The sequence below is a fragment of the Sulfitobacter sp. 1A13496 genome, assembly GCF_043557225.1.
GTDB classification, from domain to species: Bacteria; Pseudomonadota; Alphaproteobacteria; order Rhodobacterales; family Rhodobacteraceae; genus Sulfitobacter; species Sulfitobacter faviae.
Genome location: NZ_JBIFFP010000003.1, coordinates 241,383 through 261,577, shown reverse-complemented (window position 1 = coordinate 261,577; position 20,195 = coordinate 241,383). Strand labels below are relative to the sequence as shown.

The following is a 20,195-nucleotide window of genomic DNA, read 5'->3' as shown; positions in this document are numbered from 1 at the left end:
CCTAAAGCGTCAGACCGGCTGCGGGCGCGGCGGCCAGCAGGCAGGTACGGGTCTCGGGGCGCGACAGGATGGTGCGCACGGTGCCCGTTGTTGTGTCATCCACGCCAACCACGGTGGCGCGGGCCAATTCGCGCAGCTCCAGCGCGTCGGCATTGTCGATGATGCAATCGGTGAAGGGGGTGATCAGCTCTTTCGGCACCTGCGGAAAACGGGTGGCCAGAACCTCGGTCACCACGCCTTTGGAGGTCTGGCGGGCGGTGTCATCCACCGCCTGCTGAACCTCGACACAGGCCGAAAGGCCGAGCATCGTGGCCGCGATGAGTGCTGTGCGGACCATCAATACACCCGTGCCTTGGGGGCGATCTTTTTCATGTCGATGCCGCCTTCATCCTCTTTTGTCAGCGGATCAAGGTGCACGGCGCGGTAGGTCAGCTTGGCATCGTTGCCGTCGAACCAGGCCAGCGAATGTTTGCGCCATTCGTCGTCGTTCCGGTCCGGGTAATCCTCATGCGCATGCGCGCCGCGGCTCTCTTTCCGCGCGGCGGCGGCGGTGATCGTGGCGGTGGCGTTGGGCATCAGGTTGGTCAGCTCCAGCGTCTCCATCAGGTCCGAGTTCCACACGAGGCTGCGGTCGGTGACATGCAGATCGTTCAGCTTGTCGGCCACGTCGATCATCTTCTTGCGGCCTTCCTCCAGCGTCTTGTCGGTGCGGAAGACGGCGGCATCGGCCTGCATGGTCTTTTGCATCTCAAGGCGCAGTTCGGCTGTCGGCGTGCCGCCCTTGGCATTGCGCAGACCGTCGAAGCGATCGAAAGCCTTCTCGACCGATTTGAGGTTCGGCGCGGGCACCGGGCTGTCGGCATCGACGATCTTGGCCGCGCGGATTGCGGCGGCGCGGCCAAAGACCACGAGGTCGATGAGCGAGTTGGAGCCCAGACGGTTCGCACCATGCACCGAAGCACAGCCCGCCTCACCCACGGCCATCAGGCCGGGTGCGATGGCATCGGGGTTGTCGGCGGTCGGGTTCAGCACCTCGCCCCAGTAGTTGGTGGGGATGCCGCCCATGTTGTAGTGCACGGTGGGCAGCACCGGGATCGGCTCTTTCGTGAGGTCCACACCGGCAAAGATGCGTGCGGATTCCGAGATGCCCGGCAGGCGCAGGTCCAGCGTTTCCGGCGGCAGGTGGTTGAGGTGCAGGTGGATGTGATCCTTATTCTCACCCACGCCGCGGCCTTCACGAATTTCCATCGTCATGCAGCGCGAAACCACGTCGCGGCTGGCCAGATCCTTATAGGTCGGCGCATAGCGCTCCATGAAGCGCTCGCCCTCGGAGTTGGTGAGGTAGCCCCCCTCGCCGCGCGCGCCTTCGGTGATCAGGCAGCCCGCGCCGTAGATGCCGGTGGGGTGGAACTGGACGAACTCCATGTCTTGCAGCGGCAGACCCGCACGGGCCGCCATGCCGCCGCCGTCGCCGGTGCAGGTATGTGCGGAGGTGGCAGAGAAGTACGCGCGGCCATAGCCGCCTGTCGCCAGCACGACCATCTTGGCGCTGAACAGATGCATGGTGCCGTCGTCGAGTTTCCAGCAGAGCACACCTTGGCAGACACCGTCGTCCGACATGATCAGGTCGATGGCGAAATATTCGATAAAGAATTCCGCGCTTTGCTTCAGCGACTGGCCGTAAAGCGTGTGCAGGATCGCGTGGCCGGTCCGGTCAGCGGCGGCACAGGTGCGCTGCACAGGCGGGCCTTCGCCGAATTCCGTGGTGTGGCCGCCGAAGGGACGCTGATAGATTTTTCCCTCTTCGGTGCGCGAGAAGGGCACGCCGTAATGCTCAAGCTCGTAAACCGCCTTGGGCGCTTCGCGGGCGAGGTATTCCATCGCATCGGTATCGCCCAGCCAGTCCGAGCCCTTGACCGTGTCATACATATGCCACTGCCAATTGTCGGGGCCCATGTTGCTCAAGGACGCGGCGATGCCACCCTGCGCCGCCACGGTGTGGCTGCGGGTGGGGAATACCTTAGAGATACAGGCCGTGCGCAGCCCCTGCTCCGCCATGCCCAAAGTCGCGCGCAGACCAGCACCGCCTGCCCCCACCACGACAACGTCATATTCGTGGGTTTCGTATTCATATGCTGCCATTTAATCGGTCTCCCGTTTGGGCGTATTGTTACAGGGCGAGCTTGGCGATGGCGAAAACGCCGACCGCTGCTGCGCCGTAGCTGATGATGGTCATCACGATGAGGGCGACTTTGTTGGCCAGCCCATGGACATAGTCCTCGATCAGCACCTGCACGCCGTCATTGAAATGTTTAAAGCCCACGATCAGCGTCAGCGCCGCCACGATGGCCGGGAAAGGACGCGCGTAATAGGCAAGGATTTCTTCATATGTGCCGCCGAGCGCACTGCCGAAGGTAAAGACGAACAGCGGGATCAGGACCAACAGCGCCAGCGAAGAGACTTTCATCGCCCAGAAATGCGCGGTGCCGGTTTTCGCCGAGCCAAGGCCGCGGGCGCGTTTGCGATCTGTCATGTATGCCATGGTGTCGCTCCTCAAACGATGATGATGGTCAGGATGGTCAGCACGACCGATCCAATCAGCACGGTCCAGCCCAGCTTTTCCGCGGTGGGGATATCGAGCATGCGGCCCGTATCCCAGATCAGGTGCCGCACACCGGCCAGCGTGTGATACCACAGGCCCAAGAGCGACAGGGTAAAGACCAGATCACCGAACCAGCTGGTCATAATTCCGTTCACGGTGTCGAAATACTCAAGAGACGTGGCCGCGGCGAGGAACCACCACACGATAAGCAGCGCGGTGATCAGCATCGCGTTGCCGGTGATCCGGGTGAGAATCGACGTCATGGAGGTCAATTGAGGGCGGTAGATCGTCAAATGCGGGGAAAGCGGGCGGTTACCCCGGTTCACATCGGCCATGGCGCGGTCCTTTGTCCTGTGCTTTGTCCTGTGCTTTGCATCTTGATAGCGGTTTTTACAGGACTGTCACGGGGAACTGCGGGGAATCTGCGGGGTTTGGCCGGTGTTTCGGTGTAAAAATGACAGAGTGATGTGGTCCTGCCCGCTTTTGTGATCACAGCAGATTATCGTGTGATCACAAAACTGCCCCACCCCCGAACGAAAAAGCGCGCCCCGATTGGGACGCGCTTTCGAACGCATATGCCGTGAAGCTTAGGCGAGGCTTTCGTCGATGCCTTTGCAGGCTTCGACCAGACCTTTGACCGCGTTGACGGAGTTGTCGAACATCGCCTGCTCGTCTTTGTTCATCGAAATCTCGACGACGCGCTCGACACCGCCAGCACCGATCACGGTGGGCACGCCGACGTAAAAGCCGTTGAGGCCATAGGCACCATCGACATGCGCCGCTGCGGGCAGCACGCGCTTTTGGTCCTTCAGATAAGCTTCGGCCATCTCAATGGCGGAAGTGGCAGGCGCGTAGAAGGCCGAACCGGTCTTCAGCAGGCCAACGATCTCGGCACCGCCATCACGGGTGCGCTGCACGATCGCGTCGAGCTTGTCTTGCGTGGTCCAGCCCATCTTGACCAGATCGGGCAGCGGGATGCCTGCAACGGTGGAGTAGCGCACCAGCGGCACCATTGTATCGCCGTGGCCGCCCAGAACGAAGGCAGTGACGTCTTTCATCGACACGTTGAACTCGGTCGCGAGGAAGTGACGGAAACGCGCGCTATCGAGCACGCCAGCCATTCCGCAAACCTTGTTGTGCGGCAGGCCCGAGAATTCGCGCAGCGCCCAGACCATCGCGTCGAGCGGGTTGGTGATGCAGATCACGAAGGCGTCGGGGGCGTGCTTGGCAATGCCCTCGCCCACGGATTTCATAACCTTGAGGTTGATGCCCAGCAGGTCGTCGCGGCTCATGCCCGGCTTGCGAGCGACACCGGCTGTGACAATGCAGACGTCCGCGCCCGCGATGTCGGCGTAGTCTTGCGTGCCCGACATGGTGGCGTCGAACTTGCCCGAGGGGCCCGACGACGCGATATCGAGAGCTTTGCCCTCAGGGGTGCCCTCGGCAATGTCGAACAGGACGACATCGCCCAATTCTTTCAACGCTGCGAGATGGGCGAGAGTGCCGCCGATTTGCCCCGCGCCGATAAGCGCGATTTTGGGTCTGGCCATGGTCATGTCTCCGACAGAGGTTTCATTTGCGCCGGAGATACCGAAATGCACGGTCCCGTGCAAGTTGCAGCATTGGCGGGCGGCTAACCCCTGCCGTCACCACGAAAAAGGCCGCCCCGAAGGGCGGCCAATTGCTGAACTTTAAGGCGAAGAATTAGTCGCCTTGGTACTCGGGCTGCGATTCCAGACGCTCTTCGGTGCTGTCGATGTAGATGCGCACGTCGTCGCCTTCCACGTTTTGCAGAACCTGAAGTTCGTCAAATGTCACGGCCACCGGCTTTTCGCCCAGACCAAGGAAACCGCCCACGTTGATAACAACACGGTCAATCTGGCCGTTGTCGCCGATCAGCAGCGAGTCGATTTCACCGACTGTCTCATCGTTGGCGCCATAGACATAGGAGCCTTCGAGGTCTTCGGCGCTCATCTGCTCGATCATCTCGGCTTCGGCGTTGGCATAGCCTTCACGCTCAACTTCGGGGCGCGGCAGCAGTTCACGCTCAACGGTTTCGTCACCTGTGATCACGGTGGTGTTGGCTTCGGCTTCGTTGACAGCTTCTTCTGTCTCGGCTTCGGCGTTCTCCATCATGGTTTCGGCTTCTTGCGCCATTTCCTCGGATTCGGCCTCTACGTCATTGGCCATCTCTTCGGTCTCGGCTTCAAGGTTTTCGGCCGCGTTCTCGGTGTCTTGCGCCAGTTCCTCGGTCTCGGCCTCTACGTCATTGGCCATTTCCTCGGTCTCGGCTTCGACATCGTTCGCCATCTCTTCGGCTTCGGTCTCGCCATTGATGACGGTGACGTTCGCGTCAGTCTCGTTCATGGCGTCGCCTTCCATCTGCTCGCCATCCATCATGGGACGTTCGAACTCAGGCGCCTGCTCCAGCATCTCTTTCGAGGTGTTCACAACGAGGAAGCGCTCGCCGCCTTCGTCGTTCAGGATGCGAATCTTGTCCATGGAGATGGAAACGTCACGTTCGCCCATGCCAAGGAAGCCGCCGATGCCGAGGATCACGGCAGTCACTTCGCCGTCCTGCGACACGATGATGTCGTTAATCTCGCCAATGTCATCCCACTCCTGCTCGGCGCCATCGGCAACGGGGGTGGCCGCGTCAACTTCGGCTTCGGAGTTGTAGATGCGCATGCCGATCAGGTCGGATGCAAGGAAATCTGTCTGCTCTACGGCAACGTTGCCAAAGCCTTCGGAATGCGCATCAGCAAAGGCTGCGCCGGTCATAGTCAATACGATGGCCGTGGTGCTCAGAAAACGTTTCATTGTAGGTCTCCTTCCAAAAATGAGCGTTGCTTGCTCTTCTGGAACCACAACCCGGATGGCCCTTTCCAGTTCCACGGCGGCACAAATAAATGGCGGAACTTCGCCCAAGCAGCGGCAAGCCCCAAACACGGAATAGGCGGCCCCAGGCCGCCTGCGCTTTCCCAATAAATTCCGCCCTCAGGCGTCTTCGCCCTTGGCGGGCAACTCCTCCGCCAGCGCCTCGAACCCTTGGCCCGAGGCGACAAGACAGGTGATGCCGTTGACCCCGGTGACCGTGATCGTCCAACTGCCCGTCTGGTCAGAGGCGAAAACCTCAACCACTGCATTATCGCCGCCCAGCCCCATGGACTGGCGCGTCTCGCCATAGCCATCGGCCAGCCGCAGCACCACATGATCGCGCGGCGCGCAATTGCGCGGCGTCTGCGCCTCGGTCGTGGTGGCAAGCACAATCGCCGAAGCGGCGGTGAGCGCCGCGAGGTGAAGAAATTTAACGAAACCTGTCATAGCATCTGCCTTCGCATCGAAAGGCGTGATCCTTGGGGGATGGCAATGCGCCGTCTTTCGCACCGGCCCCAAAGCAGCCTTGGTTGAAATAACTGCATCCGCTGCGCTGGAAACTGCCTCAGATGCGACGCAACAGAGAGTGCGCCCCAAGGCTGAAAGACTGGTTAATCCGCCGCGCGGAAATCACCGCAACAGCTTCGCTGCGTCGCGGCATGTTTTGTCTTGAAGTTTTCGCACAAAAATGCCCCTCTGTGCGCAACAATGTTAGGCGGCCAGCGCGCCGCCCTGCCTGAGGAGCCTTTCATGACCGCCACAACCCGCCCCCTGCGTTCCGTTCTCTACATTCCCGGCTCCAAGCCCCGTGCCTTGGACAAAGCCCGCGGATTGGTCTGCGACGCGGTGATCTTCGACCTCGAAGATGCCGTCTCCCCCGATGAGAAAATCGCTGCACGTGAAACATTGGCCGAGGCACTGGCCGAAGGCGGCTACGGCGCTCGGATGCGGGTGGTACGGATCAACGGGCTCGATACCGAATGGGGCGCCGATGACGCCCGCGCCGCCGCCGCGATGAACCCCGATGCGATTCTCTTGCCCAAGGTCGGATCCCCCGCCGATCTCGAAGCGCTGGCCGAGATCGTGGGCGACATCCCCCTTTGGGCGATGATGGAAACCCCCGGCGCCATGCTGAATGCCGCCGCCATCGCCGGCCACCGCCAGTTGCAGGCGATGGTCATGGGCACCAACGATCTGGCGAAAGACCTGCAAACCCGCTTCCGCCCCGACCGGCTGCCGCTGATGACCGGCCTCGGGCTTTGCCTGCTGGCCGCCAAAGCGCATGGCGTGGCGATCATCGACGGGGTGTATAACGCGTTCAAAGACGAAGACGGCCTGCGCGCCGAATGCGAACAGGGCCGCGACATGGGTTTCGACGGCAAGACGCTGATCCACCCCGCACAGCTCGACATCGCCAATGCCGCCTTCACCCCGTCAGAGGAAGAAGCCGCCCTCGCCCGCCGCCAGATCGACGCCTATGAAGAGGCACAGGCCGCAGGTCAGGGCGTGGCGGTCGTCGACGGTAAAATCGTGGAAAATCTTCATGTTGCCACCGCCCGCGAAACACTGGCAAAACTGGCGGCAATTGCAGCCATGAGCCCGGAGCCTTCGCCATGACAATCCTCATCCTCGGCCTGATCCTTTGGATCGGGGCCCATCTCTTTAAACGCCTGATGCCTGCCCAACGGGCGCAGATGGGCACCGCAGGCCGGGGCGCGGTGGCCGCCGCATTGGTCCTGGCGCTGGCCCTCATCATCTGGGGCTACCGCGCGGCGGAGTTCATTCCGGTCTGGACCCCGCCCAGCTTCATTATCCACATCAACAACCTGTTGATGGTGCTGGCCTTCTGGGTCTTCGGCTCCAGCGCCGCCAAGGGCGCCAAGGCATGGCCCGCCTATAAAGCCCGCCACCCGCAACTGCTGGCGGTGAAGATTTGGGCCACGGCACACCTTCTGGTCAACGGCGATCTCGCCTCCATCCTGCTCTTTGGCACCATGCTCGGCTGGGCGGTGAGCGAGGTGATCCTGATCAACCGCGCCGAGCCGGGCTGGACACCCCCGCCCCACGCAGGCCGCGCCACCTATATCCGCCTCATCGTGATCTCCACGATCCTCTTCGTTCTCGTCGCCGGCATTCACACATGGCTCGGCGTCATCCCCTTCCCCCATTGATCCCGGAGCCTTTCATGAAAGTTTACCGCTTCCTCTCCGAAGAAGACACATCCGCCTTTTGCCACAAGGTCACCGACGCGCTGAACAAAGGTTGGGAGCTTTACGGCTCCCCCACCCAAACATGGGACCACAAGGCCGGGGTCATGCGCTGCGGCCAAGCCGTGGTGAAAGACGCCCCCGGCACCTATTCGCCCGACACCAAATTGGGCGAACAGTGATGAGCAAGACCAACCGGGGCCGCTTTTTCGAAGACTACAAGCTGGGCGAGGTGCTGCATCACGCGGTGCCCCGCACGGTCGGCGCGGGCGAACGTGCGCTTTATCACGCGCTCTACCCCGCCCGGCACGCGCTCTATTCCGCCGACAGTTTCGCCCAGTCCTGCGGGCTGAAGGCCAGCCCGCTCGACGATATGATCGCCTTTCACATCGTCTTTGGTAAAACCGTGCCCGATGTCTCGCTCAATGCCGTGGCCAATCTGGGCTATGCGCAAGGCCGCTGGCTGCGCCCCGTCTGGCCCGGTGACACGCTGCGCGCCGAAAGCGAGGTCATCGGCCTCAAGCAAAACTCCAACGGCAAGACCGGCGTCGTCTGGGTCCGCACCACCGGGTTGAACCAGAATGACGAAACGGTGCTCGACTATGTCCGCTGGGTCATGGTGCGCAAAGGCGACCTCGACGCCCCCGCGCCCGAGACCACCCTGCCGGATCTGCCCGATGCGCTTACCGTGGATCAATTGCACATCCCGCAGGGCCTCGACTTTACCAATTATGACTTCGCCCGCGCCGGGGAGCCGCACCGCTGGGGCGATTACGAGGTCGGCGAAAAGATCGACCATGTCGACGGCGTCACGATCGAGGAAGCCGAGCACATGATGGCCACGCGCCTGTGGCAGAACACGGCCAAGGTGCATTTCGACACCTCCGCCCGCCCGGATGGCTCGCGGCTGATCTATGGCGGCCATGTGATCTCCATGGCCCGCGCGCTGTCCTTCAACGGGCTGGCCAATGCGCAGATGGTCGTGGGGCTGAACGGCGGCGCCCATGCCAACCCCTGCCTTGCGGGCGATACCGTCCGGGCCTGGACCGAAGTGCTCGACAAGGCCGAGACGTCGGCCCCCGGTGTCGGTGCGCTGCGTCTGCGCCTTGTGGCGACCAAGGGCGGCGCCCCCTTCGAGCTGCGCGACGAGGCCGGGAAATACCGCCCCGAGGTTTTGCTTGACCTCGATTATTGGGCGCTCATGCCGCGCTAAACAGCCGGTCCGCCCCTTCGGTGGGGCGGCCTATCCCCCCTTATTCAAGCAAGAATCAGCCGATTCGGAGCCGCTGAGCGGAAATGTGATCACACGTATTTATCGTGTGATCACAAAAGCCATTTTTAGCTGGCCAAACCCGGCTTTCTCCGAAAAAACCCTTACAGGAACGAAAGTCATCCCCATACTACGGGGCAACTGGAACAGAAACGGGACCGTTTTCATGAACATCCACGAATATCAGGCAAAAGCCCTCCTGCGCAGCTATGGCGCCCCTGTCTCCGACGGCCGCGTTGTGCTGAAGGCAGAAGACGCCAAGAACGCAGCCGGCGAAATGGACGGGCCTCTCTGGGTTGTCAAAGCGCAGATTCACGCAGGCGGTCGCGGCAAGGGCAGCTTTAAAGAAGCCGCTGCCGGCGAAAAGGGCGGCGTGCGCCTTGCCAAATCCGTGGAAGAAGCGGCCGAGGAAGCCAAGAAGATGCTGGGCAAGACGCTGGTCACGCACCAGACCGGCCCCGCAGGCAAACAGGTCAACCGCATCTACATCGAAGACGGTTCCGACATCGAGCGTGAATTGTATCTCGCCCTGCTGGTCGACCGCCAGACCAGCCGCATCTCCTTTGTCTGCTCCACCGAAGGCGGCATGGACATCGAAGAAGTCGCCGAAGCGACACCTGAAAAAATCCTCAGCTTCTCCGTCGATCCGGCGACCGGCTACCAGCCCTACCATGGCCGCCGCGTGGCCTTCTCGCTGGGCCTCGAAGGCGCTGCCGTCAAACAATGCGTCAAGCTGATGGGTCAGCTCTACAAAGCCTTCATCGAGAAGGACATGGAGATGCTGGAGATCAACCCGTTGATCGTCATGCCCGGCAACGACCTGAAAGTGCTTGACGCCAAGGTCGGTTTCGACGGCAACGCCATGTACCGCCAGTCCGACATCGCAAACCTGCGCGACGAGACCGAGGAAGACGCCAAGGAACTCGAAGCCTCTAAGTATGACCTGAACTACATCGCGCTCGACGGTGAGATCGGCTGCATGGTGAACGGCGCGGGCCTTGCCATGGCGACGATGGACATCATCAAGCTTTACGGTGCGGAGCCCGCCAACTTCCTCGACGTAGGCGGCGGTGCGACCAAGGAGAAGGTGACCGAAGCTTTCAAGATCATCACCTCCGATGAGAACGTCAAAGGCATCCTCGTCAACATCTTCGGCGGCATCATGCGCTGTGACGTCATCGCCGAGGGCGTTGTCGCCGCGGTCAAGGAAGTGGGCCTGAAGGTACCGCTGGTTGTCCGTCTCGAAGGCACCAACGTCGAAGAAGGCAAGGCGATCATCAACAACTCCGGTCTCGACGTCATCGCCGCCGACGACCTGAAAGATGGCGCGCAGAAGATCGTGAAAGCGGTCAAAGGCTAAGCCTTTTTGGCCGTTCCCGCAGGGCTTCGCGCAGCGGGCATGGCCTATATCACCGTTCCCGCCGCCATGCGGCGGCGGGGGCAGATGCGACGACACCGCGCCGCGCCCACCCGATCACGCAATGAGGTCAGTATGGATCAATCTCCCAAATCCTCCCCCGTTTTGACGGGTATTGCGCTATTGGGGGCGGGCATTCTGATCCGGCAATGGCAACCCGGCGCCCTGCGTCTGCCCGAAGCCGCCAACCACCGCCGCCGCGACCGCGGGTTCAGCCGCGCGGCACGGAAATCCCGCAACGGGCTGGCGATGATCTTGCCGTCGAACCTCACCGGCTCCATTGGCCGCAGCCTCATGGTCATGGGCGCGGGTCTGCTGACCCTGCGGGTGCTGGACCTGCTGGTCGATCAAGATGAGCAGCTTTACTGATGCCTGCGCTGTCGCTCGCCCCCCTTATCCAACATGCGGCCAAGCGCGACAGCGCCCCGCGAAAGGCGGGCCTATGACACAGGCGCTTGCCTCTTCCCGCACCGGCTGGTGGCTGATCCTCGCCCTGATCGTGGCCTTTGCCGCGCAGATGGTCGTCGTGAACGGCCTGCCCGCCGCCAGCCAAACCACCCTGTTGGCCGAAGGTGGCTTTTACGAAAGCCTCTCCGTCGTGGGTTACATCCTTTGCATTCTCGCATTGATCTGGACCCTGCGCGGCGCGGTGTTGCGGGTCTGGTTTCTGCCGCTGGTACTCGCGGTCATGGCGGCGCGTGAGTTGGACCTCGACAAAAGCCTGTTCACCCGTGGCCTGTTCAAAGCCCGGCAATATACTGGTGAGGGGGTCCCGCTGGGCGAAAGGCTGATCGCCGGGTTGATCCTTGCGCTGATCGTCACCGCGATCCTGCTGATGCTTCGGCGTCATGCCCGGCCCTATCTCACGGCCCTGTTTCGGGGCCGCGCTTGGGCGGGGGCCGTCCTGCTGGGGATCGGCTTCACCGTCGCTTACAAACTGCTCGACGGCATCGCGCGCAAACTCGCCCCCTTGGGGATCGAGGTCAGTGCCGATGCCGAACGCACCGCCTTCGTCGTCGAGGAGATCGGGGAGCTTGGCATCCCGGTCATGTTCCTCGCCGCCATCCTGCTGTGGCCCGGCCCTGCGCCTGCCACGGCCCATCCCACCAACCGGGCGCACCGCGTCTGACGCCCCCGGGGCCTGCCCCCGGGATTAAACATCACCGACCAAGGAAGAAATCATGGCCGTACTAGTCAACGAAAACACCAAAGTCATCTGTCAGGGTCTAACCGGCTCGCAGGGGACGTTCCACACCGAACAGGCCATCGCCTATGGCACCAAGATGGTCGGCGGCGTGACCCCGGGCAAAGGCGGTCAAACGCATCTCGACCTGCCGGTCTTCAACTCCGTGCACGAAGCCAAACACGCGACCGAGGCCAATGCCTCCGTGATCTACGTCCCGCCCCCCTTCGCCGCCGACTCGATCCTTGAGGCGATCGACGCCGAGATGGAACTGATCGTCTGCATCACCGAAGGCATCCCGGTGCTCGACATGGCCCGCGTCGCCCGCGCGCTCGAAGGTTCCAAATCGCGCCTCATCGGCCCGAACTGCCCCGGCGTGATCACGCCCGACGCCTGCAAGATCGGCATCATGCCGGGCCACATCCACCGCCGCGGTTCCGTCGGCGTTGTGTCGCGCTCGGGCACGCTGACCTACGAGGCCGTCAAGCAGACCACCGACATGGGCCTCGGCCAGTCCTCCGCCGTGGGCATCGGCGGCGACCCGATCAAAGGGACCGAGCATATCGACGTGTTGGAGATGTTCCTTGCCGATGACGAGACACAGTCGATCATCATGATCGGCGAAATCGGCGGCTCCGCCGAAGAGGAAGCGGCACAGTTCCTCGCCGATGAGAAGAAGAAGGGCCGTTGGAAGCCCACAGCTGGTTTCATCGCAGGCCGCACCGCCCCTCCCGGACGCCGCATGGGCCACGCAGGCGCGATCGTCGCCGGTGGCAAGGGCGACGCGGAGAGCAAGATCGAAGCGATGAAAGAAGCCGGGATCGTCGTGGCCGACAGCCCCGCCACATTGGGCGAAGCGGTCAAAGAAGCGATCGACAAGGGCTGATGCCTGCCCGGCGGGCCATGGCCCGCCCATTGACCCACTCCGCAAAGCACTATGTTTTTCGGGGTCTTGATAAAAACCACCCGGCGCCGCCGACAGCGAAGGAGGGCAAGATGCACATTCAGACCGCGGTCAATCTCTGCCCGCTTTCGCCCGGCGCCGACCCGCGGGCAAGCGCCCGATCCGGCGGCTCCGCAGGGCCCTGCACCTCCGCCTCTGATACCTATGGCCCCCCGCCCCGGGCCTGACTATAGACCGACCCTGATTCTGACCCTGTCCCGTCTGCCCCGCCGAACAAAGGTGACCCAATGACCGACCAACCCGCCAACGAACAATTCCACGCCTCTTCCTTTATGGAAGGCGACAACGCGGAATATCTTGAGGCGATGTACGCCCGCTATGCCAACGACCCCAACGCGGTTGACGAGGCATGGCAAACGTTCTTTGCGGCGATGGGCGACGACGCCGAAACCGCGCAGGCCGAGGCCGCTGGCCCCTCTTGGGCGCGCCCCGATTGGCCCCCCGCCCCGCAGAGCGAGGTGATGGGCGCGCTGACCGGCGTCTGGCCCGAACCGACCGAGGCGAAGGCCGCAGGCGAGAAGATCAAGAAAAAGGCCGAGGAAAAGGGCGTTCCCGTTTCCGACGATCAAATCCGGGCCGCCGTGCTCGACAGTATCCGCGCGCTCATGCTGATCCGCGCCTACCGCATCCGCGGCCACCTCGCCGCCACGCTCGACCCTCTGGGCATGCGCGACATGGGCGAACAGCCCGAGCTTGACCCCAAGTCCTACGGTTTCACCGATGCCGACATGGACCGCCCGATCTTCATCGACAATGTGCTCGGCCTCGAAGTGGCCACCATGAAGCAGATCGTCGGCATCGTCCGCTCGACCTACTGCGGCACCTTTGCGCTGCAATATATGCATATCTCCGACCCCGAACAGGCCGGTTGGCTGAAAGAGCGGATCGAAGGCTACGGCAAGGAAATCGCCTTTACCAAGGAAGGCCGCAAGGCGATCCTGAGCAAGCTGGTTGAAGCCGAAGGTTTCGAGAAGTTCCTGCACGTCAAATACATGGGCACCAAGCGTTTCGGCCTTGATGGCGGCGAAAGCCTTGTTCCGGCGATGGAGCAGATCATCAAGCGCGGCGGCCAGTTGGGCGTCAAGGACATCGTCATCGGCATGCCGCACCGTGGCCGCCTCTCGGTCCTTGCCAATGTCATGCAGAAACCCTACCGCGCGATCTTTAACGAATTCCAAGGCGGCAGCTTCAAACCTGACGATGTGGATGGCTCGGGCGATGTGAAATACCACCTCGGCGCCTCGTCCGACCGTGAGTTTGACGGCAACTCCGTGCACCTGTCGCTCACCGCGAACCCCTCCCACCTAGAGGCGGTGAACCCCGTGGTGCTGGGGAAGGTCCGCGCCAAGCAGGACCAATTGAACGACGAGGACCGCACCGCCGTCATGCCCGTGCTGCTGCACGGCGACGCGGCTTTTGCGGGTCAAGGTGTCGTGGCCGAATGTTTCGCGCTTTCGGGCCTCAAGGGCCACAAAACCGGCGGCACCATGCATATCGTGGTGAACAACCAGATCGGCTTCACCACCGCGCCGCATTTCTCGCGCTCCTCGCCCTATCCGACCGACAACGCGCTTGTGGTCGAGGCGCCGATCTTCCACGTCAACGGCGATGACCCCGAAGCCGTGGTCCACGCCGCCCGCGTCGCCACCGAGTTCCGCCAGAAGTTCCACAAAGACGTGGTCATCGACATCTTCTGCTACCGCCGCTTTGGTCACAACGAAGGCGATGAGCCGATGTTCACCAACCCGGTGATGTACAAGAGCGTCAAGAAACAGAAAACCACGCTGAGCCTCTATACCTCGCGTCTGGTGGCCGACGGTCTGATCCCCGAGGGTGAGATCGAAGACATGAAAACCGCCTTCCAGAACCATCTGAATGATGAGTTCGAGGCCGGGAAAGACTACCGCCCGAACAAGGCAGACTGGCTCGACGGCAAGTGGTCCGGCATGGACAAAAAGAACAAGTCCTACCAACGCGGCAAAACCGCCATCGCCCCCGAGACGCTGCAAGACGTCGGCAAGGCGATCACCACCGCGCCCGAGGGCTTCCCCCTGCATAAAACCATCGGTCGCCTGCTCGACGCGAAGAAGAAGATGTTCGAAAGCGGTGAGGGCTTTGACTGGGCCACGGCAGAGGCGCTCGCTTTCGGCTCCCTCCTGACCGAAGGCTACAAGGTCCGCCTGTCGGGTCAGGACAGCACCCGCGGCACCTTCAGCCAACGCCACTCGGCCTTCATCAACCAAGAGAACGAAGACCGCTACTATCCGCTGAACCACATCCGCGAGGGCCAAGCCGACTATGAGGTCATCGACTCCATGCTCAGCGAATATGCGGTGCTGGGTTTCGAATATGGCTACTCTCTGGCCGAACCCAACGCGCTGACGCTTTGGGAAGCGCAGTTCGGCGACTTCGCCAACGGCGCGCAGATCATGTTCGACCAGTTCATCTCAAGCGGGGAGAGCAAATGGCTGCGGATGTCGGGCCTCGTCTGCCTGATGCCGCATGGCTACGAAGGTCAGGGGCCCGAACACTCCTCCGCCCGTCTGGAGCGTTTCCTCACCATGTGCGGCGGCGACAACTGGATCGTGGCCAACTGCACGACGCCCGCCAACTACTTCCACATCCTGCGCCGTCAGTTGCACCGCAGCTACCGCAAGCCGCTGATGTTGATGACACCGAAATCGCTGCTGCGCCACAAACTGGCCATCAGCAAGGCCGACGAATTCACCACCGGGTCGAGCTTCCACCGGGTGCTTTGGGATGACGCCGAAAAAGGCAACTCCGACACCAAACTGGTCGCGGATGACAAGATCAAGCGCGTGGTGATGTGTTCGGGCAAGGTCTATTACGACCTGCTGGAAGAGCGCGACGCCCGCGGCATCGACGACGTCTACCTCCTGCGCTTCGAGCAGTTCTACCCCTTCCCCGCGCAATCCGCCGTGAAGGAGCTGGAACGCTTCAAAGGAGCCGAGATGATCTGGTGTCAGGAAGAGCCCAAGAACCAGGGTGCATGGTCCTTCATCGAGCCCAATATCGAATGGGTTCTGGGCCGCATCGACGCGAAACATGGCCGCGCCTCCTATGTGGGCCGCGCCACCTCGGCCTCGCCCGCCACGGGTCTGGCCAGCCAGCACAAAGCACAACAAGCCGCCCTCGTTGACGAGGCGCTGACCATCAAAGGAAAGTAAACCATGACAAGCGAAGTACGCGTCCCGACGCTGGGCGAATCCGTCACAGAAGCCACCGTTGCCACATGGTTCAAGAAACCCGGCGATACCGTTGCGGTGGATGAAATGCTCTGCGAGCTGGAAACCGACAAGGTCACCGTCGAAGTGCCCAGCCCCGTCGCTGGCACCCTGAGCGAGATCGTGGCGCAGGAAGGCGACACCGTGGGTGTCGACGCCCTTCTGGCCAATGTCAGCGAAGGCGACAGCGGCACCGCCGCCGCGCCCAAGGCCAAGGAAGCCGCCGAAGATGCCGGTGCCGCCTCCCAGTCCGACCGTGGCGGCGATGCGCCCAAAGCAATCGACGCAGGCGCTACCGAAGTCGCCGCCCGCGAAGGTCAAAGCATCGACGTGCAGGTGCCCACCTTGGGCGAGTCGGTGACCGAAGCGACTGTGAGCACTTGGTTCAAAAAGGTCGGCGACAAGGTCGAAGCCGATGAAATGCTCTGCGAGTTGGAGACCGACAAAGTTAGCGTCGAAGTCCCCGCCCCCGCCGCAGGCGTGCTGGCCGAAATCTTTGCCGAAGAAGGCAGCACAGTCGAAGCGTCCGCCACGCTGGCCGCGCTGACCACCGGCGCAGGCGCTGCTGCCCCCAAGGGTGAAGACGCCAAATCCGGTGCCGGTGCCGCGCCTGAGACCAAGCCCGCCGACGGCAAAGATGTCGAAGACGCGCCTTCCGCCAAGAAAGCGATGGCCGAAGCAGGCATCAGCCGCGATCAGGTCACAGGCTCGGGCCGTGACGGTCGCGTGATGAAGGAAGATGTGGCCAAAGCCGTGGCCGTAGGCGCCTCCGCGCCGAAAGCCGGGGCGAAACCCGCCGCACCCCGCGCAGCCTCCGCCCCCGATGACGCCGCCCGCGAAGAGCGGGTCAAGATGACCCGCCTCAAGCAGACCATGGCGCGCCGCCTGAAGGAAGCGCAGAACACCGCCGCGATCCTGACAACCTTCAATGAGGTCGACATGACCGAGGTCATGGCCCTGCGCAACGCCTACAAGGCCGACTTCGAGAAGAAGCACGGCGTGCGGATGGGCTTCATGTCCTTCTTCACCAAGGCCTGCTGCCACGCGCTGAAAGAGATCCCCGAGGTCAACGCCGAGATCGACGGCACCGACGTGATCTACAAGAACTACGTCCACATGGGCGTTGCCGCGGGCACGCCCACGGGCCTCGTGGTGCCGGTGATCAAGGACGCCGACGCGATGTCCTTTGCCGAGATCGAGAAGGCCGTGAACGCAATGGGCAAGAAAGCCCGTGACGGCAAGCTGACCATGGCCGACATGACCGGCGGCACCTTCACCATCTCCAACGGCGGCGTCTACGGCTCGCTGATGACCGCGCCCATTCTGAACCCGCCGCAGTCCGGCATCCTCGGCATGGCGAAAATTCAGGACCGCCCGATGGCGATCAACGGTGAGGTCGTGATCCGTCCGATGATGTATATCTCGCTCAGCTACGACCACCGCCTGATCGACGGCAAGGGCGCTGTGACCTTCCTCGTCCGCGTCAAAGAGATGCTGGAAGATCCGCGCCGTCTGTTGATGGATCTGTGATACTATGGGCGGGGGGCGACCCCCGCCCTATCGCTATACGGCCCGTCGCTCTTAGAAGAATGATAGGCGAAGTTTCAGATCGAATTATGTAGTCTGAAGTTGTTGCATCATTCTATTTAAGGAGAAGGCCATGAGAACCGCAGATTTAGCCAATACATTTGCCGATCGATATCACAATGCCGCAGAACGACAGGTGGTCGTGTCGATTCACCTCTTCGGGATTGAGTTTGCCGAGCAACTCAAAGGCCAGAACATTCAAGAGATCTGTGAGCTCGCAAGAGTACCGAAATCATATGGCACCGAGATTCGAAAAGGTATGCGATTGGCCCCTCATGTGGAGCTAAAGAAATGACCGAAACCACCCTCCTTGCCGCCTATGGCCTTCTGGTCATGCTGACGATCCTCTTGCAGGTGCTGGGCGCGACCCGGCAGCTGTCGATGGGCTACCTGATGTCCTCGCGCGACGAGACGCGCACCACCACTGGCATGACCGCCCGTCTGGGCCGCGCGCTTGATAACTCCGTCGTGGCCATGGCGATCTTCGCCCCCGCCGTGCTGCTGGTCGAGATCATGGGCCGCAACAACAGCGCCACCTTGCTCGCCGCACAGGTCTTTTTGCTGGCGCGGATCATCTATTTGATCGTCTACGCCCTCGGCGTGCCGACGATCCGCACGCTAGCGTGGCTCGCAGGCTATGCCGCCACCGCCGTTCTTTATTTCCACGCGCTCTGAAAGGCATTCCCATGCAGATGATCTGCCACTTCGACGTCACCGATTTCGCCGCTTGGAAAGACGCATTCGACGCCGATGCCGAGGCGCGGCGCAATGCGGGGCTCTCGGTGCTGCAAATCTGGCAACACGCCGACAGCAGCACCAAAGCCTCCGTTCTCTTGGATGTGAACGACCGCAAAAAAGCCGACGATTGGCTCACCCGGTCCGATGCGCTCAGCAGCGATGACAAGGGCACCGTGACCAGTTCCACCGCCTATTTCGTGAAATCCGCATGAGCGCCGAGCTGACCGTCCTGACCCTCGCGGCACTGTTGCAAGGGCTGCAATTCGTGCTCTACGCCGTGCCCGCCAACCGCGAGCTTGGCCCCGGCTACACCATGTCGGCGCGCGACCGTGAGCCGTCGCGCGCGATGAGCGACCGCACCGCCCGTCTGGGCCGTGCGCTCGACAACCATTTCGAAGGGCTGATCCTTTTCGGCATCGCCGTGGGCGTGGTGCAGATGTCGGCCCAAAACACCGCCTTCACCGCCGCCTGCGCTTGGGTCTATCTCATCGCCCGGCTGCTCTATGTTCCCGCCTATGCGCTTGGCCTGCGCCCGCATCGGTCGTTCATCTGGATCGTCGGTTTCGCCGCGACCATGCTGATGCTGCTGGCGGCCCTCATTTAACCCTTTCCCCCGACACCCGCAGGCAGCGGCGCTTGCACCTGAAACCCGCGCCTCATACCTTGCCTGCACCACCCGACTGCTAAGGAGACCCCCCATGTCGAGCTATGATGTCATCGTGATCGGCTCCGGCCCCGGCGGCTATGTCGCCGCCATCCGTTGCGCGCAACTGGGCCTGAAAACCGCCTGTGTCGAAGGCCGTGAGACCCTCGGCGGCACCTGCCTCAACGTGGGCTGCATCCCTTCCAAGGCGCTGCTGCACGCCACGCATATGCTGCATGAGGCCGAGCATAATTTCGAAGAGATGGGTCTGAAGGCGAAAGCGCCGACCGTCGATTGGAAGCAGATGCTGACCTACAAAGACAAGACGATCGAGACCAACACCAAGGGCATCGAATTTCTGTTCAAGAAAAACAAGATCGACTGGCTCAAGGGCTGGGGGTCGATCCCCGAAGCGGGCAAGGTCAAGGTCGGCGATGAGGTCCATGAGGCCAAGAACATCATCATCGCCTCCGGCTCCGAAGCCGCAGCGCTGCCGGGTGTCGAAGTCGATGAGAAGACCGTCGTGACCTCCACCGGCGCGCTGGAACTGGGCAAGATCCCCAAGAAGATGGTGGTGATTGGCGCAGGCGTGATCGGGCTGGAACTGGGCAGCGTTTACGCGCGTCTGGGGACCGAGATTACGGTCGTCGAATATCTCGACGTGATCACCCCCGGCATGGACCCCGAGGTGCAAAAGACCTTCCAACGCATGCTGAAAAAGCAGGGGCTGAACTTCGTCATGGGCGCTGCCGTGCAGAAGACCGAAGTCGCCAAAGGCAAGGCCACGGTCAGCTACAAGCTGCGCAAGGACGACAGCGAACATGAGATTGAAGCCGATGCCGTGCTCGTCGCCACAGGCCGCAAGCCGGTGATCAAAGGCATGGGGCTCGACGATCTCGGCATCAAGATGACCGAGCGCGGCCAGATCGCCGTCAACGAGCATTGGGAGACCTCCGTCAAAGGCGTCTATGCCATCGGCGACGTGATCGAAGGCCCGATGCTGGCCCATAAGGCCGAGGACGAAGGCATGGCCGCCGCCGAAGTCATCGCGGGCAAGCATGGCCATGTGAACTACGGCGTGATCCCCGGCGTGATCTACACCCACCCGGAAGTCGCCAGCGTGGGCGAGACCGAGGCGACGCTGAAGGAAGCGGGCCGGGCCTATAAGGTCGGCAAGTTCTCTTTCATGGGCAACGCGCGGGCCAAGGCGGTCTTTGCCGGCGACGGTTTCGTCAAGCTGATCGCGGATAAGGAGACCGACCGCATCCTCGGCTGCCACATCATCGGCCCCGGCGCGGGCGATCTGATCCATGAGGTTTGTGTGGCCATGGAATTCGGCGCCTCGGCGCAGGATCTGGCGATGACCTGCCACGCGCACCCAACCTATTCCGAAGCCGTGCGCGAAGCCGCGCTGGCCTGCGGCGACGGGCCGATCCACATGTAAGACAGAGGGGCGGGCCAA

Annotated in this window: 22 protein-coding genes; 15 read left to right on the top strand and 7 right to left on the bottom strand. The window is 62.2% G+C overall.

Translation table 11 applies throughout. The annotated features are described in order from the left end of the window. Position 1 precedes the first annotated feature (1 nt). The 7 genes from ACGYLX_RS09975 to ACGYLX_RS09945 all read right to left on the bottom strand — a co-directional run bounded on the left by ACGYLX_RS09975 (position 2) and on the right by ACGYLX_RS09945 (position 5,926). Positions 2-337 (bottom strand): hypothetical protein, encoded by a 336-nt coding sequence (locus tag ACGYLX_RS09975; protein WP_168613312.1) that lies wholly within the window; start codon positions 335-337, stop codon positions 2-4. Next, positions 337-2,142: a succinate dehydrogenase flavoprotein subunit gene (sdhA, locus tag ACGYLX_RS09970; protein WP_322329225.1), complete on the bottom strand. Its 1,806-nt coding sequence runs from the start codon at positions 2,140-2,142 to the stop codon at positions 337-339. Before sdhA ends, ACGYLX_RS09975 begins: the two co-directional genes overlap by 1 nt. Before the next feature lie 28 nt (positions 2,143-2,170). After that, entirely contained in the window at positions 2,171-2,542 is a 372-nt protein-coding gene (gene sdhD, locus ACGYLX_RS09965) for a succinate dehydrogenase, hydrophobic membrane anchor protein (protein WP_132446572.1), read from the bottom strand. Between the two features lie 11 nt (positions 2,543-2,553). Continuing rightward, positions 2,554-2,937, bottom strand: a complete 384-nt coding sequence (gene sdhC, locus ACGYLX_RS09960; RefSeq protein WP_067261898.1) for a succinate dehydrogenase, cytochrome b556 subunit — start codon at positions 2,935-2,937, stop codon at positions 2,554-2,556. Positions 2,938-3,189: 252 nt separating this feature from the next. Beyond that, positions 3,190-4,152 carry a malate dehydrogenase gene (gene mdh, locus ACGYLX_RS09955; RefSeq protein ID WP_067261933.1) on the bottom strand — a complete coding sequence of 321 codons (963 nt, stop codon included), beginning with the start codon at positions 4,150-4,152 and terminating at the stop codon, positions 3,190-3,192. A 154-nt stretch (positions 4,153-4,306) separates the two neighbouring features. Next, the gene (locus ACGYLX_RS09950; protein WP_168613024.1) at positions 4,307-5,422 is read right to left on the bottom strand and encodes a PRC-barrel domain-containing protein; all 1,116 of its coding nucleotides are present in this window, start codon (positions 5,420-5,422) and stop codon (positions 4,307-4,309) included. Positions 5,423-5,599: 177 nt separating this feature from the next. Then, positions 5,600-5,926 carry a hypothetical protein gene (locus ACGYLX_RS09945; RefSeq protein ID WP_067261901.1) on the bottom strand — a complete coding sequence of 109 codons (327 nt, stop codon included), beginning with the start codon at positions 5,924-5,926 and terminating at the stop codon, positions 5,600-5,602. 303 nt (positions 5,927-6,229) lie between these two features. On the opposite strand from ACGYLX_RS09945, the gene ACGYLX_RS09940 reads away from it, so the two are divergent. The 15 genes from ACGYLX_RS09940 to lpdA all read left to right on the top strand — a co-directional run bounded on the left by ACGYLX_RS09940 (position 6,230) and on the right by lpdA (position 20,177). Further along, positions 6,230-7,096 (top strand): CoA ester lyase, encoded by an 867-nt coding sequence (locus ACGYLX_RS09940; protein WP_168613025.1) that lies wholly within the window; start codon positions 6,230-6,232, stop codon positions 7,094-7,096. Continuing rightward, positions 7,093-7,650 (top strand): NnrU family protein, encoded by a 558-nt coding sequence (locus tag ACGYLX_RS09935; RefSeq protein WP_168613026.1) that lies wholly within the window; start codon positions 7,093-7,095, stop codon positions 7,648-7,650. Before ACGYLX_RS09940 ends, ACGYLX_RS09935 begins: the two co-directional genes overlap by 4 nt. 14 nt (positions 7,651-7,664) lie before the next feature. After that, complete coding sequence (locus ACGYLX_RS09930) at positions 7,665-7,868, top strand: DUF1737 domain-containing protein (protein WP_067261906.1); 204 nt, start codon at positions 7,665-7,667, stop codon at positions 7,866-7,868. Beyond that, entirely contained in the window at positions 7,868-8,899 is a 1,032-nt protein-coding gene (locus tag ACGYLX_RS09925) for a MaoC family dehydratase (protein WP_168613027.1), read from the top strand. Before ACGYLX_RS09930 ends, ACGYLX_RS09925 begins: the two co-directional genes overlap by 1 nt. A 223-nt stretch (positions 8,900-9,122) precedes the next feature. Continuing rightward, positions 9,123-10,316: an ADP-forming succinate--CoA ligase subunit beta gene (gene sucC, locus ACGYLX_RS09920; RefSeq protein WP_168613028.1), complete on the top strand. Its 1,194-nt coding sequence runs from the start codon at positions 9,123-9,125 to the stop codon at positions 10,314-10,316. Between the two features lie 132 nt (positions 10,317-10,448). Continuing rightward, on the top strand, positions 10,449-10,742 hold the full coding sequence (locus ACGYLX_RS09915; RefSeq protein WP_168613030.1) for a hypothetical protein: 294 nt from the start codon (positions 10,449-10,451) through the stop codon (positions 10,740-10,742). A gap of 73 nt (positions 10,743-10,815) precedes the next feature. Then, positions 10,816-11,502 (top strand): hypothetical protein, encoded by a 687-nt coding sequence (locus ACGYLX_RS09910; protein ID WP_168613029.1) that lies wholly within the window; start codon positions 10,816-10,818, stop codon positions 11,500-11,502. A gap of 52 nt (positions 11,503-11,554) precedes the next feature. After that, entirely contained in the window at positions 11,555-12,442 is an 888-nt protein-coding gene (gene sucD / locus ACGYLX_RS09905; RefSeq protein ID WP_067261915.1) for a succinate--CoA ligase subunit alpha, read from the top strand. Positions 12,443-12,747: 305 nt separating this feature from the next. Further along, positions 12,748-15,708 carry a 2-oxoglutarate dehydrogenase E1 component gene (locus ACGYLX_RS09900; protein WP_394449123.1) on the top strand — a complete coding sequence of 987 codons (2,961 nt, stop codon included), beginning with the start codon at positions 12,748-12,750 and terminating at the stop codon, positions 15,706-15,708. 3 nt (positions 15,709-15,711) lie between these two features. Next, positions 15,712-17,295, top strand: a complete 1,584-nt coding sequence (gene odhB, locus ACGYLX_RS09895) for a 2-oxoglutarate dehydrogenase complex dihydrolipoyllysine-residue succinyltransferase (RefSeq protein ID WP_394449120.1) — start codon at positions 15,712-15,714, stop codon at positions 17,293-17,295. A 130-nt stretch (positions 17,296-17,425) separates the two neighbouring features. Further along, the gene (locus ACGYLX_RS09890) at positions 17,426-17,647 is read left to right on the top strand and encodes a hypothetical protein (protein WP_271689337.1); all 222 of its coding nucleotides are present in this window, start codon (positions 17,426-17,428) and stop codon (positions 17,645-17,647) included. Next, positions 17,644-18,027: an MAPEG family protein gene (locus ACGYLX_RS09885; protein WP_322329214.1), complete on the top strand. Its 384-nt coding sequence runs from the start codon at positions 17,644-17,646 to the stop codon at positions 18,025-18,027. Before ACGYLX_RS09890 ends, ACGYLX_RS09885 begins: the two co-directional genes overlap by 4 nt. An 11-nt stretch (positions 18,028-18,038) precedes the next feature. Next, positions 18,039-18,302, top strand: coding sequence for a hypothetical protein (locus ACGYLX_RS09880; RefSeq protein WP_394449117.1), 264 nt, complete (start codon positions 18,039-18,041; stop codon positions 18,300-18,302). After that, the gene (locus ACGYLX_RS09875) at positions 18,299-18,694 is read left to right on the top strand and encodes an MAPEG family protein (protein WP_067261925.1); all 396 of its coding nucleotides are present in this window, start codon (positions 18,299-18,301) and stop codon (positions 18,692-18,694) included. Before ACGYLX_RS09880 ends, ACGYLX_RS09875 begins: the two co-directional genes overlap by 4 nt. A 94-nt stretch (positions 18,695-18,788) precedes the next feature. Next, complete coding sequence (lpdA, locus tag ACGYLX_RS09870) at positions 18,789-20,177, top strand: dihydrolipoyl dehydrogenase (protein WP_394449114.1); 1,389 nt, start codon at positions 18,789-18,791, stop codon at positions 20,175-20,177. The last annotated feature ends 18 nt before the right edge of the window (positions 20,178-20,195 follow it).

Excerpts from the sequence above, each read along its gene's own strand:
- mdh (WP_067261933.1), bottom strand. The coding sequence starts at position 4,152 with ATGGCCAGACCCAAAATCGCGCTTATCGGCGCGGGGCAAATCGGCGGC.
- ACGYLX_RS09930 (WP_067261906.1), top strand. The coding sequence starts at position 7,665 with ATGAAAGTTTACCGCTTCCTCTCCGAAGAAGACACATCCGCCTTTTGC.
- sdhC (WP_067261898.1), bottom strand. The coding sequence starts at position 2,937 with ATGGCCGATGTGAACCGGGGTAACCGCCCGCTTTCCCCGCATTTGACG.
- lpdA (WP_394449114.1), top strand. The coding sequence starts at position 18,789 with ATGTCGAGCTATGATGTCATCGTGATCGGCTCCGGCCCCGGCGGCTAT.
- ACGYLX_RS09875 (WP_067261925.1), top strand. The coding sequence starts at position 18,299 with ATGAGCGCCGAGCTGACCGTCCTGACCCTCGCGGCACTGTTGCAAGGG.
- ACGYLX_RS09940 (WP_168613025.1), top strand. The coding sequence starts at position 6,230 with ATGACCGCCACAACCCGCCCCCTGCGTTCCGTTCTCTACATTCCCGGC.
- ACGYLX_RS09880 (WP_394449117.1), top strand. The coding sequence starts at position 18,039 with ATGCAGATGATCTGCCACTTCGACGTCACCGATTTCGCCGCTTGGAAA.
- ACGYLX_RS09950 (WP_168613024.1), bottom strand. The coding sequence starts at position 5,422 with ATGAAACGTTTTCTGAGCACCACGGCCATCGTATTGACTATGACCGGC.
- sdhA (WP_322329225.1), bottom strand. The coding sequence starts at position 2,142 with ATGGCAGCATATGAATACGAAACCCACGAATATGACGTTGTCGTGGTG.
- ACGYLX_RS09890 (WP_271689337.1), top strand. The coding sequence starts at position 17,426 with ATGAGAACCGCAGATTTAGCCAATACATTTGCCGATCGATATCACAAT.
- ACGYLX_RS09885 (WP_322329214.1), top strand. The coding sequence starts at position 17,644 with ATGACCGAAACCACCCTCCTTGCCGCCTATGGCCTTCTGGTCATGCTG.
- ACGYLX_RS09945 (WP_067261901.1), bottom strand. The coding sequence starts at position 5,926 with ATGACAGGTTTCGTTAAATTTCTTCACCTCGCGGCGCTCACCGCCGCT.
- ACGYLX_RS09910 (WP_168613029.1), top strand. The coding sequence starts at position 10,816 with ATGACACAGGCGCTTGCCTCTTCCCGCACCGGCTGGTGGCTGATCCTC.
- sucC (WP_168613028.1), top strand. The coding sequence starts at position 9,123 with ATGAACATCCACGAATATCAGGCAAAAGCCCTCCTGCGCAGCTATGGC.
- ACGYLX_RS09975 (WP_168613312.1), bottom strand. The coding sequence starts at position 337 with ATGGTCCGCACAGCACTCATCGCGGCCACGATGCTCGGCCTTTCGGCC.
- ACGYLX_RS09915 (WP_168613030.1), top strand. The coding sequence starts at position 10,449 with ATGGATCAATCTCCCAAATCCTCCCCCGTTTTGACGGGTATTGCGCTA.
- sdhD (WP_132446572.1), bottom strand. The coding sequence starts at position 2,542 with ATGGCATACATGACAGATCGCAAACGCGCCCGCGGCCTTGGCTCGGCG.
- odhB (WP_394449120.1), top strand. The coding sequence starts at position 15,712 with ATGACAAGCGAAGTACGCGTCCCGACGCTGGGCGAATCCGTCACAGAA.
- ACGYLX_RS09900 (WP_394449123.1), top strand. The coding sequence starts at position 12,748 with ATGACCGACCAACCCGCCAACGAACAATTCCACGCCTCTTCCTTTATG.
- ACGYLX_RS09935 (WP_168613026.1), top strand. The coding sequence starts at position 7,093 with ATGACAATCCTCATCCTCGGCCTGATCCTTTGGATCGGGGCCCATCTC.
- ACGYLX_RS09925 (WP_168613027.1), top strand. The coding sequence starts at position 7,868 with ATGAGCAAGACCAACCGGGGCCGCTTTTTCGAAGACTACAAGCTGGGC.
- sucD (WP_067261915.1), top strand. The coding sequence starts at position 11,555 with ATGGCCGTACTAGTCAACGAAAACACCAAAGTCATCTGTCAGGGTCTA.